At 65.8% G+C, this 14,886-nt stretch carries 12 protein-coding genes; 6 read left to right on the top strand and 6 right to left on the bottom strand.

Annotated features, from left to right (window positions below):
- Positions 1-74: 74 nt before the first annotated feature.
- A complete protein-coding gene (locus tag IVB50_RS24755) occupies positions 75-992 on the top strand; it encodes an SDR family NAD(P)-dependent oxidoreductase (RefSeq protein ID WP_018459211.1) in 918 nt (305 codons plus the stop codon).
- Positions 989-2,215, top strand: coding sequence for a TIGR03862 family flavoprotein (locus tag IVB50_RS24750; RefSeq protein ID WP_256465056.1), 1,227 nt, complete (start codon positions 989-991; stop codon positions 2,213-2,215). The genes IVB50_RS24755 and IVB50_RS24750 overlap by 4 nt, the downstream gene beginning before the upstream one ends.
- Before the next feature lie 9 nt (positions 2,216-2,224).
- Here the strand turns inward: IVB50_RS24750 and IVB50_RS24745 are convergent, their stop codons facing one another.
- Positions 2,225-3,442, bottom strand: a complete 1,218-nt coding sequence (locus tag IVB50_RS24745) for an MFS transporter (RefSeq protein WP_247297533.1) — start codon at positions 3,440-3,442, stop codon at positions 2,225-2,227.
- A gap of 91 nt (positions 3,443-3,533) precedes the next feature.
- Between IVB50_RS24745 and IVB50_RS24740 the strand changes: the two genes are divergently transcribed.
- Positions 3,534-4,436, top strand: a complete 903-nt coding sequence (locus tag IVB50_RS24740) for a LysR family transcriptional regulator (protein ID WP_204510951.1) — start codon at positions 3,534-3,536, stop codon at positions 4,434-4,436.
- Here IVB50_RS24740 and IVB50_RS24735 read toward each other — a convergent pair whose 3' ends face one another.
- The 3 genes from IVB50_RS24735 to IVB50_RS24725 form a co-directional block, all read right to left on the bottom strand.
- A complete protein-coding gene (locus tag IVB50_RS24735; protein WP_026233758.1) occupies positions 4,437-5,516 on the bottom strand; it encodes an alanine racemase in 1,080 nt (359 codons plus the stop codon). It lies immediately after the preceding gene.
- Between the two features lie 64 nt (positions 5,517-5,580).
- Positions 5,581-7,386 carry an ATP-binding cassette domain-containing protein gene (locus IVB50_RS24730; protein WP_018459206.1) on the bottom strand — a complete coding sequence of 602 codons (1,806 nt, stop codon included), beginning with the start codon at positions 7,384-7,386 and terminating at the stop codon, positions 5,581-5,583.
- 8 nt (positions 7,387-7,394) lie between these two features.
- A complete protein-coding gene (locus IVB50_RS24725) occupies positions 7,395-7,892 on the bottom strand; it encodes a YaiI/YqxD family protein (protein WP_007609125.1) in 498 nt (165 codons plus the stop codon).
- Positions 7,893-8,033: 141 nt separating this feature from the next.
- Between IVB50_RS24725 and IVB50_RS24720 the strand changes: the two genes are divergently transcribed.
- Positions 8,034-8,840: a hypothetical protein gene (locus IVB50_RS24720; RefSeq protein WP_018459204.1), complete on the top strand. Its 807-nt coding sequence runs from the start codon at positions 8,034-8,036 to the stop codon at positions 8,838-8,840.
- A gap of 162 nt (positions 8,841-9,002) precedes the next feature.
- Here the strand turns inward: IVB50_RS24720 and IVB50_RS24715 are convergent, their stop codons facing one another.
- Positions 9,003-11,375 (bottom strand): xanthine dehydrogenase family protein molybdopterin-binding subunit, encoded by a 2,373-nt coding sequence (locus tag IVB50_RS24715; RefSeq protein WP_018459203.1) that lies wholly within the window; start codon positions 11,373-11,375, stop codon positions 9,003-9,005.
- Positions 11,376-11,585: 210 nt separating this feature from the next.
- Between IVB50_RS24715 and IVB50_RS24710 the strand changes: the two genes are divergently transcribed.
- Together IVB50_RS24710 and IVB50_RS24705 are read left to right on the top strand one after the other, a co-directional pair.
- The gene (locus IVB50_RS24710; RefSeq protein ID WP_026233757.1) at positions 11,586-12,653 is read left to right on the top strand and encodes a Ppx/GppA phosphatase family protein; all 1,068 of its coding nucleotides are present in this window, start codon (positions 11,586-11,588) and stop codon (positions 12,651-12,653) included.
- A 1-nt stretch (position 12,654) separates the two neighbouring features.
- On the top strand, positions 12,655-13,353 hold the full coding sequence (locus IVB50_RS24705; protein ID WP_247297532.1) for an RlmE family RNA methyltransferase: 699 nt from the start codon (positions 12,655-12,657) through the stop codon (positions 13,351-13,353).
- On the opposite strand, the gene IVB50_RS24700 is transcribed toward IVB50_RS24705, so the two are convergent.
- Complete coding sequence (locus IVB50_RS24700; protein WP_247297531.1) at positions 13,350-14,840, bottom strand: MFS transporter; 1,491 nt, start codon at positions 14,838-14,840, stop codon at positions 13,350-13,352. The two genes, IVB50_RS24705 and IVB50_RS24700, sit on opposite strands and share 4 nt — an antisense overlap.
- Positions 14,841-14,886: the final 46 nt, after the last annotated feature.

Below are 14,886 nucleotides of genomic sequence, written 5' to 3'. Positions count from 1 at the left end.
ACAGATCCCTCATCCGGCGCTTCGCGCCACCTTCTCCCACAAGGGGAGAAGGGAAGACAGCACAAGGAAGCACAATGGCAATCAGGTTCGACGGACGCGTCGCCATCGTCACCGGCGCGGGCAATGGTTTGGGGCGCGCGCATGCGCTGGGATTGGCAAGCCGCGGCGCGAAAGTCGTGGTCAACGATTTCGGCGGCGCGCGCGACGGCAGCGGCGGCTCGCTGTCGCCGGCGGAGACCGTTGTCGAGGAGATCCGCAAGGCGGGCGGCACCGCCATGGCCGACGGCGCCGACGTCTCGAATTTCGAGCAGGTCACCGCGATGGTCGAGCGCGCCACCAAGGAGTGGGGCAGCGTGGACCTCTTGTGTGCCAATGCCGGCATTTTGCGCGACAAGTCGTTCGGCAAGATGGAAGCGGCCGATTTCCAGAAGGTGCTCGACGTGCACCTCGTCGGCACCTTCTATTGCTGCAAGGCGGCCTGGGCCGGCATGCGCGATCGCAACTATGGCCGCATCGTCCTGACGACGTCGTCCTCCGGCCTCTACGGCAATTTCGGCCAGGCCAATTACGGAGCGGCCAAGTCCGGCATGGTCGGCCTGATGAACGTGCTGGCGGAAGAAGGCCGCAAGAGCGACATCCGCGTCAACATCATCTCGCCGACGGCAGCGACCCGCATGACGGAAGAGCTGCTGCCGCCGCAGGCGCTGCAGTTGATGAAGCCGAACGCGATCACGCCCGCGGTCGAGTACATGCTGAGCGAGGACGCGCCGACCCGCACCATCATGGGCGCCGGCGCCGGCTCGTTCGCGGTGATCAAGATCGTCGAGAGCGAAGGCATCAACCTGCCGGAGTCCGAGTGGACCCCGGATGCGGTCGCGGCGCATTTCGCCGAGATCAGCGACATGTCAAAGGCGAAGGCGCTGCAGGGAGCTTTCGAGCAGACGCAGAAATACGTGGCGCAAGCCGCTGCGCGCGCCGGGGTAAAACTCTGACAGCGGTCGCCGTCATCGGCGCCGGCCCTGCCGGTCTGATGGCGGCCGAAGTGCTCGTGCAGGGTGGTGCTCGCGTCACCGTCTACGATTCGATGCCGTCCGCTGGCCGCAAATTCCTGATGGCCGGCCGCGGCGGGCTCAATCTCACCCACAGCGAACCGCTGCCTCAGTTCATCACGCGCTACCGCGAGGCGGCGCAGAGGTTGCAGGCTGCGATCGAAGCGTTTCCGCCTGACGCGCTGCGCGCCTGGAGCGAGGCGCTGGGCGAGCCGACTTTTGTCGGCTCCAGCGGGCGTGTGTTTCCGAAGGCCTTCAAGGCCTCGCCCTTGCTGCGGGCCTGGCTGCGGCGCCTCGATGCCGCCGGCGTGCGCTTTGCCTTTCGCCAGCGCTGGATGGGCTGGGACGGGGACGGACGGCTGGTCTTTGACACACCCGGCAGCGGCGCTGCCATCGCCGCGGACGCCACGGTGCTGGCACTCGGCGGCGCCAGCTGGCCGCGATTAGGCTCCGATGGCGGCTGGACGACGATCCTGGCCGACAAAGGCGTTGCGATCTCGCCGCTGCGGCCGGCGAACTCCGGCTTCACCGTCGCATGGTCCGAAATCTTCCGCACGCGCTTCGAGGGCCAACCGCTCAAGGGTATCACGCTGTCCTTCGGCCCACACCGCGCCCGCGGCGAGGCCATGATCACAAGCGGCGGGATCGAGGGCGGGGCGATCTATGCGTTGTCGGCCGAGCTGCGCGAGGCGATCGCAGCGAACGGCGCAGCGGTCCTTCACGTCGCGTTGCGGCCGGATGTCGATCATGGCGAACTCGTCAAGCGCCTGTCCGCCTCGCGCGGCAAGCAATCCTTCTCCAACTTCCTGCGCAAGGCTGCGCAGCTGTCGCCGGTCGCGGGCGGGCTGTTGCAGGAAGTCGCCATCGGTGCCGGCCAGTCGTTGTCGGCGATGTCGGCTGAACAATTGGCGGAGCTCATCAACGCCGTGCCGATCAAGCTCATAGGCGTCGCGCCGATCGCGCGCGCGATCTCCAGCGCCGGCGGGATTTCCTTCGATGAACTCGACTCGGACTTCATGATCCGCAAGCTGCCGGGCGTGTTCGCGGCCGGTGAGATGCTGGACTGGGAGGCGCCGACCGGTGGCTATTTGCTCCAGGCCTCGTTCGCGACGGGAGCTGCGGCGGGCAGGGGTGTGTTGCGACGGCTCGTCCAACTGTCGTCCTGACCATCCGCATCATGACGTCCCGGTCCGGGTTGCGAGATCCGTGAGGAGACCGAGCACGCCGAAGCTTGCCGCCACCGCGCAGACCATCGTCCAGCCGCCAAAACTCCAGGCCAGCGATGCCGCCGCCGCGCCGATGCCACCGCCAATGAAGAACAGCGCGACGAACAGGCCGTTCATGCGACCGCGGGCCTCGGGGCGCAACAGGTTGATGGCGCGGCGGCCCAGCGTCTGATCGGTGGTGATGCCGACGTCGAGCAGGATCGTGCCGAGGCTCAGTACCAGCAGACCGGTGATCTGGGATTCAAGCACGCTCGCCCAGGCACAGAGCGCAAGCGAGCCGATGATGAGCAGATGGGCGGCAAAGAACATCGGCCGCGCCCGGCCCTTGTCGCCCCAGCGTCCCGCGATCGGTGTCGCCGCGGCGCCCGCCACACCGATCAGTGCAAAAGCGGCAACTCCCTTGGCATCAAGATCGAACGGCGCCTCCGGCAGCCGTAGCGCGACCGCCGACCAGAACGCCGTGAAGGAAGCCATGACAAGCGATGCCGTCCAGGCCCGCACGCGCAGCACCGGCTCTTCGCGCAGCAGTCTTGGGAAGGACAAAAGCAATTCGGCGTAGCTCGCGCGTCCAGTCGGATGAAGAGTTGGAAGGTAACGGGCGAGTGCGCCGGCAAGCAGGGCCATCAGAGCGGCCGAGACGACGTAGTATGCACGCCAGCTCCAGAGATCTGCAATCAGGCTCGCCGCAGGTCGCGACAAGAGGATGCCGATCATCAATCCGCCCATCACCTCGCCGATGGCCTGGCCGCGGCGATCCGGTGCCACCATGGATGCGACCAGCGGAACCATCATCTGGATCGCCGCGCCGCAGGCGCCGAGGATGAAGGTGGCGAGCAGCAGGAGCGAGGGCGTCGGCGCGAGCGCCGTCGCGAGAGCGGCGAGGATCGCGCAGCCGAGTGTGCGGAGGATGACAAGCCGGTTCTCGACCAGATCGACCAGAGGTACGAGCAGCAGCAGGCCGAGTGCGTAGCCCAGCAAGGTCAGCGTGCTGATCAGCCCCGCCTGCCACGCCGGCATGGACATTGACCGGCCGATCAGGCCGAGCAGGATCTGCGGCGCGAACAGATTGGTGACGACGACACCGGCGGTGATCGCGCCGAGCCAGATCAGCGGCCGCTCGGCGAGCTGGTTTCGGGACGCAGGCCTGATGGTTTCGGAGACAGTCATGGGACCTCGCAGCTGTAGCGCGAGACCCTTTAAGCGGAGCGAGCAATATGCTACAATTCAAATAAGCCTATAAAGAATATGCGGGTTTGTTATGAATACCCATGACCTTGTCGCTTTCGTCGCCGTGGTCGAGACCGGATCGATTGTCGCAGCTTCGGCGCGTCTCAATCTCACCCAGCCTGGCGTGACCCGACGCATCCAGAATCTCGAGGAGATGTTGGGGGCGCAGCTTCTGGATCGGCTCTCGAAGCCCCTGAAGCCGACGGCAGCGGGGCATGAGGCCTACGAGCAGGGCAGGCGCCTGCTCAGGATGCTGGACGACCTCAAGTCGGGCGTTGCCAGCGACGGAATGGTCCGCGGCGAGTTCAGGCTCGGCCTGACGCCGTTTCTCTCGGAAGCGGGCTTGACCGCACCACTCGATGCGGTGCGCGCCGAATTTCCCGCGCTGGCGGTGCGGGTGGTCTCCGGTTGGTCGCCGAACCAGCTCGAGCGTGTCTGCCGCAACGAGCTCGATGCAGCCGCGATTTGTCTCCCCGACGGTGCAGTGCCGCCCGCCGATCTGGCGGCCGACGATCTCGGCGCGCAGCCCGTCGTCTTCGTCGTCGCACGCGAGATGAAGATCCCGCGCACCGTCGACCTGGAACGGCTGTCCCAACTGTCATGGGTGATCAACCAGGACGGCTGTGGATTTCGCGATACGCTGAAGCGAAAATTCGATGCCTCGCATCTGCCGTTCAACATCGCCGTCGAGGCGCTGGACAGTGAGCTCCGCCTGTCGCTGGTGTCGCGCGGCCTCGGCGTCGGGCTGGTCACCCCGATCGCCCTGAAACGTAGCGCATTTCGCGACAGGCTCAAGCCGGTCGCCGCGCGCGACTTCAAACCCGCCGTGCGCGCTTGGGTGGTGCATCGCGCCCCCGCCGGTCGGCTGGAGCGGCCGATCAAACTCTTTCGCGACGGATTGGTCCGGGAACTCCAGGCACTGATCGGGGGCTAGCTATCTCAGCTTCCCCCGTGCCGCCACCGGCAGCGTGCCGATGATCTCCTCGCCGCGCACCATCACCACTTCGTCCATCATGTTGACGACGACGCAGACATGATTTGGCACGACCCGCACGACGTCGCCGACGTTAGGCCGGGTGTTGCTGCGGGAGAGGTCGAGGAAGCCGTGCTCCTCGGCGAAGCGTGCGATCTTCGCTTCGGGGTGCTCCAGGATGAGGCCGTGGCCGTCGAGGCCGCCGGTGTCCGTCGTCAGAGTCTTTGAGCCGGCGTCCAGAATCCCGCGCTCAGGCGCGGCGCGGCTGACCACGGTCGAATAGATGTGCAGCGCGCAGTCGTCCCAGGTGGCGACGCCGGCCGCGACCTGCATGCGGTCGTTATAGATGTAGGTGCCGAAGCGATGCTCGGTGCCGCCCTTGAGCTTGCCGAGGTTCTTCAGGTTCGGCGTGCCGCCGGTCGAGACGATTTTTGCATCCAGCCCGTGTGCGCGCACGCCGGCCAGAGCTTCGTCATAGAATTTTTGGGCGTCCGCCCAACCAGTCTCGGTCGGATACAGCATGAAGCCGGCGAATTGCAGGCCCTTGGATGCGGCAATCTTCTGCGCCAGTGCAATCGCCTCGGCGGGCGTCTCGACGCCGGCGCGCTGGCGGCCGGTATCGCATTCGACCACGACCGATAGCGGTCGACCTGAGGCTGCGGCGGCCTTGGGCAGGCCGGCGACGACGGTCGAATTGTCAGCGGCGACCGTCATGTTGGCCTTCGCCTGCAGCGCCCCTAACCGCGCCATCTTCTCTTCGCCGAGCAGGTTGTAGCTGATCAGGATATCGTCGATGCCGGCATTGGCCATGATCTCGGCTTCACCGAGCTTCTGGCACGTGATGCCCTTGGCACCGGCCGCGATCTGCATCTTCGCGATGGTGGGGTTCTTGTGCGTCTTGACGTGGGGACGGTTGGCGATCCCGGCGTCGTCGCAAGCCTTCTGAATCCGCGCGATGTTGCGCTCTACCTTGTCCATGTCGATAACGGCGCAGGGCGTGCCGTATTCGCGGGCGATCTTGGCGGCAAGGGTCGTTGTCATGGAAGTCTCTGAGTTGGCGCGCATCCCGTTTGCAAAAGCGGTGCCCACTTTTGCGGAATGCACGCTAGGCCTGTTCAATCTCTTCGCGCCGCACTTCGAGCTCCAGCCATTTGTCCTCGGCCTCGGCCAGTTCCTTTTGCGCCTTCGTCAGAGCGTCGGAGGCCTGGTCGAAGCGCTTGCGATCCTTGCGAAAGAGATCGGGGTCGTCAAGGAAGCGCTGCTGCTTGGCGATCTCGGCCTGCAGCTTGGCGATGGTCTTGGGCAGCGTCTCCAGCGCGTGTTGCTCGTTGAAGGTCAAGCGTCGTCTCGCGACGCCGGACGGCACGGCTGATCGCTGCTCTCTCGTCTCTTCGACGGCCTTCGCGGTCGCGCGCTTCACGTCGGCGCCGCGCTGGGCCAGCATGTCGGTATAGCCGCCGGCATATTCGAGCCAGCGTCCGTTGCCCTCGGGCACGATCACTGACGTCACCACGCGGTCGAGAAAATCGCGATCGTGGCTGATCAGAATCACGGTGCCCTCGTAGTCGCTGAGCATCTCCTCGAGGACGTCGAGGGTCTCCAGGTCGAGGTCGTTGGTCGGCTCGTCCAGCACCAGGAGGTTGGAGGGTTTTGCCAGCGCGCGCGCCAGCATCAGCCGGCCGCGCTCACCGCCCGACAGCACCTCCAGCGGCGTGCGCATCTGTTCCTGGGCGAACAGGAAGTCCTTCATGTAACTGACGACATGCTTCGGCTTGCCGCCAACCATGACATGGTCGCCGCGGCCGCCGGTCAGCGCCTCGGCCAGCGTCGTCTTCGGATCGAGACTTTCACGATGCTGGTCGAGCGTCGCCATCTCGATGTTGGCGCCGAGCCGTATGCTGCCGCTGTCCGGTGCGCTGCCGCCGGTCAGCATCTCGATCAGCGTGGTCTTGCCGGCGCCGTTCGGGCCGACGATGCCGATGCGATCGCCGCGCTGGACGCGGATCGAGAAGCCGTCGACGATCTTTCGCTCGCCATAGGACCGGCTGATATTCTTGGCCTCGATGACGAGCTTGCCGGACTTGTCGGCCTCGGCAGCCGCCAGGTTGGCGTTGCCCGTCGCGCCGCGATGGGTGCGGCGCTGGTCGCGCAGCGCGTGGAGATTGCCGAGTCGCTTGACGTTGCGCTTGCGGCGGCCCGAGACGCCGTAACGCAGCCAGTGCTCCTCGTTGACGATCTTGCGGTCGAGCTTGTGCTGGTCGCGCTCTTCCTCCGCGAGCACCTCGTCGCGCCAAGCCTCGAAGGCACTGAAGCCGCGGTCGATCTGCCGGATCTGGCCGCGGTCGAGCCAGGCGGTGCTGCGCGAGAGATTGCCGAGGAAGCGCCGATCGTGGCTGATGATCACCAGCGCGCAGCGGCGGCTCTCCAGTTCACTCTCCAGCCATTCGATGGTCGGAAGATCCAGATGGTTGGTCGGCTCATCCAGCAGCAGGATGTCGGGCGAGGGCGCCAGCACGCGTGCCAGCGCGGCGCGGCGCGCTTCGCCGCCGGAGACATGCGCCGGATCTTCTTCGCCGCTGAGACCGAGCTGCTCGACCAGATAGCGCGCCTGATAGTGGTCGTCGCCAGCATTGAGGCCGGCCTCGACATAAGCGAGCGTGGTGGAGAAACCGGAAAAATCCGGCTCCTGCGGCAGGTAGCGAATGGTGGCGCCGGGCTGCACGAAACGGCTGCCGCCATCCGGTTCGACCAGGCCGGCGGCGATCTTGAGCAGCGTCGATTTGCCGGAACCGTTGCGGCCGATCAGGCAGACGCGCTCGCCGGTCGAAACCGACAGTTCGACGCCCGCCAGGAGCGGCGTGCCGCCAAAGGTCAGCTTGATATCGCGCAGTTGAATCAGCGGTGGCGCCATGCGGTGTCTCAGTCCTGTCTTGTTGCGGCCTGGTCGGCGCGGCGGCGCTGAATGCGGCGGATGGTCTGGTCGAGCGTCGACAGAAACGTCGAGCGGTCGCGCGGTGAATACGATTTCGGACCGCCGGTGACTTCGCCGGCCGAGCGCAAATCGGTCATCAGGTTGCGGACCGCGAGCGTCATCCCGATCGATTCCTCGGTGAACGCCTTGCCGTTGGACGCGATCACATCGGCGCCGGCCTTCACGCAGCGGCTTGCGAGCGGAATATCCGAGGTAATGACGATGTCGCCGGGCCCGGCGCGTTCGGCGATCCAGTCATCGGCTGCGTCCATGCCGGCACCCGCGGCGACCCGCTCGATCAGCGGATCCTGGGGCACGCGGATGAAATTGCCCGCGACCACGCTCACGGGCAGGCCGTGCCTGCCGGCGACGCGATAGATCTCGTCCTTCACCGGACAGGCGTCGGCGTCGACATAGATGCGGGTGGTGTTTTGAGGGTTCGTCATGGTCCGTAGATGGGGCTTGCGAAGCGGTTCCGCAGCAGCCGCGTGGTACCCCATTCGGGCCGCAAAGGCGAGGGGATTGACCCCGGTTCCTCAGGGCCTACGATCGGCCCGAAACAACAAGAAATTGGGGAAAGCCAAGCCATGCCGAACCGGCTCGAAACCTATCGCGTCGAGGCCTACAACACGGCCAAGCAATCCGAAAACAAGATGCATGACGATGCAGTGGCGCGCCGCTTCGGGTTCTCCGGCGGGCTGGTCCCCGGCGTCGACGTCTTCGCCTACATGATGCATGTGCCGGTGTCGCGCTGGGGCCGCGATTTCCTGTCGCGCGGGCTGATCGAGGCGCGTTTCATCAAGCCGGTCTATGACGGCGAGACCGCCGACGTCGATGCGACCGAGCACAACGGCCTGCTCACCATCGAGGTGTTCAGCCGCACCGAGCTCTGTGCCACCGGCACGGCGGCGCTGCAGGCAACTGCGACTGCGGCTGCGGTGTCGTTGAGCGACTATGTCGAGGTCCCCGCGGTTGCCGAGCGCAAACCGGTCAGCCCAGCAACCTTCGAGACCGGCAAATGGTTGGGCACGACGCCGCGCCGCTGGGCCGGGCAGGATGCCGCCGACTATCTCGCCGACATCCGTGAGACCGATCCGATCTTCGCGGGCGAGGGGCTCGGCCATCCCGGCCTGATCCAGCGCGTCATGAACCGCGTGCTGGTGGACAACACGATGCTCGGCCCCTGGATCCATGTCGGCAGCCGCATGCAATTGCTGTCAGCCGCGCGCGCCGGCGACGAGATCACCGCGCGGGCAAAAGTCACCGCGAACTACGAGAAGAAGGGCCACCGCTTCGTCGAGCTCGACGCGCTGGTGGTCGCCAACGGCACGACGCCGCTGGCGCACTGCCAGCACATCGCGATCTACCAGCCGCGCGAGCAGGCGGCGGCGTAGGGAAGGAGCACAGCGCGTCCTCACACTCGCTGTCATTCCCCGCGAAGGCGGGGAATCCAGTACGCCGAGGCTCCTCCGTATCCCACGACCGTCTCTGGAATACTGGATCGTCCGCTTTCGCGGACGATGACAGCGGAGTTTGTGGCGACGACGGAACGCCCTTTACGCCGCTTTCCCCTTCGCATCCTGGATCGCGCGCCACACGCGTTCCGGCGTCAGCGGCATGTCGATGTGCTTGATGCCGTATTCGGAGAGCGCGTCGATCACCGCGTTCACGACCGTCGACAGGCTGCCGGCGCAGCCGGCTTCGCCGCAGCCTTTGCTGCCGAGCGGATTGGTCGTGGCCGGCACCGGGTGGTCGCCGACCGTCATGTTCGGAACGTCCTCGGCGCGCGGCAGAGCGTAGTCCATCAGCGAGCCCGTGATCGGCTGGCCGCTCTCGTCGTAGCGGACGTGCTCCATCAGCGCCTGGCCGATGCCCTGGACCACGCCGCCATGGAGCTGGCCCGCGACCAGCAGCGGATTGATCACCGTGCCGAAATCGTTGACCGCGCTGTAGCGCACGATCTGCACGACGCCGGTCTCAGGGTCGATCTCGACCTCGGCGACATGGCAGCCGTTCGGGAAGGCTGATGGCACCGGTTCGCTGGTGTGATCGACGTCGAGGCTGTCGGGTACGCCCTCCGGCATCTTGCTGTCGTGCAGGCGTTTGGCGAGCTCCATGATGTCGATGCTGCGGTCGGTGCCGGCGATCGTAAAGCTGCCGCCTTCGAATTCGATATCGGCTTCGGAGGCCTCCAGCATGTGCGCGGCGGCGCGCTTGCCCTTTTCGATCACGAGCTTGGCGGCGCCCACGATCGCCATGCCGGTCGCGGTGATCGAGCGCGAGCCACCGGTGCCGTTGCCGGTGTGGACGATGTCGCTGTCGCCCTGCACCAGCTTGACGCTGTCGAAGGGAACGCCGAGCTGCTGGCAGAGGACCTGCGCGAATGCGGATGCGTGGCCCTGACCGTAATCGAGCGTCCCGGTGATGAGCTGCACCGAGCCATCGGGATCGAACACGATCTTGCCGAGCTCGACGCCGGGAGGTGCGGTCACCTCCAGATAGGAGCCGACGGCGATGCCGCGCAGCTTGCCGGACTTCTTGCTCTCCTTCTTGCGCTTGGCAAAATTCTCGTGGTCGGAGATTTCGAGGGCCTTGTTGAAGACGGCCTGGAAGTCGCCGCTGTCATAGGTGACGCCGGAGGACGCGGCGAACGGCATCTGGTTCTGCTTGATGAAGTTGCGCTTCCGCAGGGTCAGCCGGTTGATGCCCATCTCGTCCGCGGCGCGGTCGATTAGCCGCTCCATGTAGTAGTTGGCCTCGGGCCGGCCGGCGCCGCGATAGGCGCCCATCAACGTGGTGTTGGTCAGCACCGTCTTGATGTCGACGGCCATCAGCGGCGTGCGATAGACGCTGGAAAAGTTCTTGCTGGTGTTGAGCGAGAGCGGACTGGGAGCAACGCCGGTGATGTAGGCACCGAGATTGCCGTAACCCGAGAGCTTGGCGGCGAGGAAATGCCCCTCGGCGTCCAGCGCGAGCTCGGCATGAATCTTCTGCGCGCGGCCGTGACTATCGGAGAGGAAGCTGGTCGAGCGCTCGTCCAGCCACTTCACCGGTCGTCCCAGCGTCTTCGCCGCGTACAGGATGCACATGTATTCGGGGTAATTGATGTTCTTCATGCCGAAGGAGCCGCCGACATTGGCGGTGAGAATGCGCACGTTTTCGTTCGGCACTTTCAGATTCTTGGCGAGATTGGCACGGTTGCCTGCCACCCCCTGCGTGGGCACCTGAAGAGTGTAGCGCTCGGTCTTCTTGTCATAGGAGGCAAGGCCAACGCGTGGCTCCATCGAGACCACGGCGACGCGGGTGTTCTCGATGTCGACCTTGGTCACGTGAGCAGCACTGGCGAAGGCCGCGTTCACCTTGTCGGTGTCGCCATAGTGGTAGTCGAGCGCGACATTGTTCGGGATGTGGTCGTACAGTTGCGGCGCGCCGGGTTTTGCGGCTTCCTCGGGATCGGTCACCGCCGGCAGCGGCTCGATGTCGAGTTCGACCGCCTCGGCCGCGTCGCGCGCCTGGGCCAGCGTCTCCGCCACCACGAAGGCGACGGGATCGCCGACGAAGCGGACCTTGTCGGTTGCGAGCGGCTGGCGGTTGGTCTGGAGCAGGGGCGAGCCGTCACGGCTCTTCAGCGGCAGGCCGCAGGTGAAGGGGCCGTAGCCGGCCGCATCGAGGTCTTCGCCGGTCCACACCCCGAGCACGCCCGGCATTGCTCTGGCTGCATCGATGTTGATGCCGCGAATGACGCCATGGGCATGGGTCGAGCGAACGATCACGGCATGGGCCTGGCCGGGCAGGTTGAAATCGTCGGTGTAGCGGCCCTTGCCGCGCACCAGGGTATCGTCCTCCTTGCGGCGGACCGGCTGCCCGACGCCATATTTTTGCAGTGCAATAGCGTTTTCGAGCGTGGAGGATTTGGTGTGTTCTTGCATGGAATTGACCTGAAAAGCCGGCAAATGCGCGGTTTGGGGGGCGCCTGGGGTCCGGACCCCTCAAAAATAACCCACCGGCCCGCTCACGACAACGCACGAATGGGCATGGTCCCATGTGATGCGTTGTTGCGCAGGATTGGTGCGCTGCTAATGTTTCAGGCGAAAAAGCAATTCCAGATCGGCCTAACCGGCCGCGGAAAGACAGTTTGTATGAATGACCACACGCGGCTCCGCGACGGCCTTGCGCCGCACGGTGAGCTGGGGTCGATGGCGGCGGCGTTCGCCACTGAACCGGCCGTCGGCGCGCAAGCGCCGGGAACCGGCGTCTACGCGGCGCTCGACCTCGGCACCAACAATTGCAGGCTCCTGATCGCCTGTCCGACCCACGACGGCTTTCGCGTGGTCGATTCCTTCTCGCGCATCATCCGGCTCGGCGAGGGCGTCTCGGCAACCGGGTGCATCAGCGAGGCCGCGATCGAACGCGCCATCGTGGCGCTTGGCATCTGCCGCGACAAGATCAACCTGCGCAAAGCGCGGCGGCTGCGGCTGATCGCCACCGAAGCGTGCCGCGCCGCCTCGAATGCCGAAGGCTTTCGCAGCCGCGTCGCTGCCGAGACCGGGATCGAGCTCGAGGTAATCGACCGCGAGACCGAGGCGGCGCTTGCCGTGCTCGGCTGCTCGCCGCTGGTCGATCCCAGGGGGCGCGGCGCAATCCTGTTCGACATCGGCGGCGGCTCGACCGAGCTGGTACGGATCGAGCGCGACGCCGCAAATCCGGAGCCGCGCATCAAAGCCTGGATGTCGATCCCGTTCGGTGTGGTCACGCTTGCCGAGCAGTTCGGGGGCCGCGACGTGACGCCCGAGATCTACGCCGCGATGGAGCGCGAGGTCGCCCATCACATCGCGCCGTTCGCCGAACAGCATGGCGGCGATCTCACTGATATGCATCTGCTCGGCACGTCAGGCACTGTGACGACGCTCGCCGGCATCCATCTCAACCTCGCGCGCTACGACCGCCGCCGCATCGACAGCGTCTGGATGAACGATACCGACGTCACCGCGACCATCAACAAGCTGCTTGGCATGAGCTACGAGGAGCGCGCCGCGAACAGCTGCATTAGCGTTGAGCGCGCCGATCTCGTCCTGGCCGGCTGCGCCATCCTCGACGCGATCCGCCGCGCCTTTCCGCTGCCGCGCCTGCGCGTCGCCGACCGTGGCTTGCGCGAAGGTATGCTGGTCGAGATGATGCGCGAAGACGGCGCGCTCAGGAGCTGGTGAGATGGCCAAGGACACCACCGGCCGTTTGCACGTCCAGGTCAAGACCCACGGCAAGCGCAAATTGTCGTCGAAGCTCTGGCTGGAGCGGCAGCTCAACGACCCCTATGTGGTGAAGGCGAAGGCGCTGGGCTATCGCTCGCGCGCCGCTTTCAAGCTGCTCGAGATCGATGACAAATACCGGCTGCTGAAGCACGGCATGGCTGTGGTCGATCTCGGTGCGGCGCCGGGCGGCTGGAGCCAGATCGCCGCCAAGCGCGTCGGCTCGGTCGACGGCAAGGGCAAGGTCATCGCGATCGACCTATTGGAAATCCCCGAGATTGCCGGGGTCGAGTTCGCACAGCTCGACTTCATGGACAATGACGCGCCGGACAAGCTCAAGGCCATGCTCGACGGCGGCGCCGACATCGTGATGTCCGACATGGCTGCCAACACCACCGGTCATCGCAAGACCGACCAGCTTCGCATCGTCGGCCTGATCGAAACCGCTGCCGCGTTCGCCTGCGATGTGCTGAGGCCGGGCGGGACCTTCCTGGCGAAGGCGTTCCAGAGCGGGGCCGACGCCGAGCTGCTCGCCCAGCTCAAGCGCGATTTCGCCACGGTGCGCCACGTCAAGCCGGCCGCGAGCCGTGCGGATTCCTCGGAGCGCTACGTTCTCGCGACGGGATTTCGGGGGGCTCGCAACGACGAGGTGGAGCACTAGCCCAGCCGCTGATCCCGCACGTCCTGCGTATCCTCGGTCGCGGCCTTGACGGCCGCCTTGGCCGCGCCCTTGCCGGCACCTTTGCGGCTCGCGATCTCCACGGCTTTGCGGCCGGAGACTTCGTGGCCAGCATCGGCGGGCATCTGCCAGAAGAACCAGCTCGACGCCGCCGAAGTCAGGGCGACCACGACGAAGGCCGGCGCAAACACGGTGGCGTCGAGCTCGCTGACGTGGCTGAACCACATCGTCGTCTCCACGGAGGCGGCGCCGACCGCGACGCCGGCCGAGACCGCGAGCTGCTGGTTGACGCTGACGAGCGTGGTGGCGCGGCTCATCTGCGCCTGCTCGACCTCGGCATAGGCCACCGTGTTGATCGCGGTGAACTCGAGCGAACGGAAGAAGCCGCCGACCACCAGGATGATCATGATGATCAGCAGCGGCGTCGTCACGGTGAAGAGGGCACAGGCGGCGAGGAAAACCGCACTGATGATCGCGTTCACCGTCATCAGGTTGCGGAAGCCGAAGGCGCGGATGATGCGCGCGGCCAGCGCCTTCATGCCCATGGCGCCGAGCGAGGAGCCAAACGTGACGAGGCCGGACTTGAACGGCGAGAGGCCGAATCCGATCTGCATCAGCAGTGGCAGCAGGAACGGCAGCGCGCCGATGCCGAGCCGGAACATGAAGCCGCCGAGAACGGCCGCACGCAGTGTCGGCAGTCTCAACAGCGTAAAGTCCAGCACCGGCGACCCCGTTCGCCGCGCGTGAAGGACATACAGCGTCATCGAGATCGATCCGCCGACGACCAGGGCGGCAACCGTGCTCCATGGCAGCAGATTGAGTCCGGCGACCGACAGCCCGAAGGCGATGCCGGCGAGCCCGAGGCCCGCGAGCACCATGCCGTAGAGGTCGAACGGCTCTCGTTCCTCGCTTTTGATGGGATCGATGAAGCGCAAGGCCATGAAGATGCCGAGCAGCCCGATCGGGATGTTGATCAGGAAGATCCAGTGCCATGACGCGTAGGTGGTGATGAAGCCGCCGAGCGGCGGCCCGATCACGGGGCCGATCAGGGCAGGGACCGTCACCCACGCCATCGCGTTGACCAGCGCGCTTTTGTCGACCGACCGCAGCAGCACGAGGCGCCCGACCGGCGTCATCATTGCCCCGCCCATGCCTTGGAGGATGCGCGCGAACACGAAATCAGTGACCGATGTCGAGAGCGCGCAGCCGACCGAGCCGACCATGAACACGCCGACGGCAATCGCAAACACCAGGCGCGCGCCGAACCGGTCGGCGGTCCAGCCGCTCGCCGGGATGAAGACCGCAAGCGACAGCAGATAGGAAGTGATCGCGAGCTTGAGCGTCAGTGGGCTGGTGCCGATGTCGGCTGCAATCGCGGGCAGCGACGTGGCGATCACCGTCGAGTCCATGTTCTCCATGAAGAGAGCAGTGGCCACGATCAGCGGAATGATGCGTTGCTTGTCGACCATGACGGATTGGTAATGGACATCGGGAACGAAGGGCGAGAGTTGCGGC

This window comes from Bradyrhizobium sp. 87 (assembly GCF_023073015.1).
In the GTDB taxonomy this organism is placed as follows: Bacteria; Pseudomonadota; Alphaproteobacteria; order Rhizobiales; family Xanthobacteraceae; genus Bradyrhizobium; species Bradyrhizobium canariense_D.
Note: the sequence above shows the minus strand (reverse complement) of the source record. Positions and strands in the feature narration are given on the sequence as shown.

Excerpts from the sequence above, each read along its gene's own strand:
- IVB50_RS24755 (WP_018459211.1), top strand. The coding sequence starts at position 75 with ATGGCAATCAGGTTCGACGGACGCGTCGCCATCGTCACCGGCGCGGGC.
- IVB50_RS24745 (WP_247297533.1), bottom strand. The coding sequence starts at position 3,442 with ATGACTGTCTCCGAAACCATCAGGCCTGCGTCCCGAAACCAGCTCGCC.
- IVB50_RS24740 (WP_204510951.1), top strand. The coding sequence starts at position 3,534 with ATGAATACCCATGACCTTGTCGCTTTCGTCGCCGTGGTCGAGACCGGA.
- IVB50_RS24735 (WP_026233758.1), bottom strand. The coding sequence starts at position 5,516 with ATGACAACGACCCTTGCCGCCAAGATCGCCCGCGAATACGGCACGCCC.
- IVB50_RS24730 (WP_018459206.1), bottom strand. The coding sequence starts at position 7,386 with ATGGCGCCACCGCTGATTCAACTGCGCGATATCAAGCTGACCTTTGGC.
- IVB50_RS24725 (WP_007609125.1), bottom strand. The coding sequence starts at position 7,892 with ATGACGAACCCTCAAAACACCACCCGCATCTATGTCGACGCCGACGCC.
- IVB50_RS24720 (WP_018459204.1), top strand. The coding sequence starts at position 8,034 with ATGCCGAACCGGCTCGAAACCTATCGCGTCGAGGCCTACAACACGGCC.
- IVB50_RS24715 (WP_018459203.1), bottom strand. The coding sequence starts at position 11,375 with ATGCAAGAACACACCAAATCCTCCACGCTCGAAAACGCTATTGCACTG.
- IVB50_RS24710 (WP_026233757.1), top strand. The coding sequence starts at position 11,586 with ATGAATGACCACACGCGGCTCCGCGACGGCCTTGCGCCGCACGGTGAG.
- IVB50_RS24705 (WP_247297532.1), top strand. The coding sequence starts at position 12,655 with ATGGCCAAGGACACCACCGGCCGTTTGCACGTCCAGGTCAAGACCCAC.
- IVB50_RS24700 (WP_247297531.1), bottom strand. The coding sequence starts at position 14,840 with ATGGTCGACAAGCAACGCATCATTCCGCTGATCGTGGCCACTGCTCTC.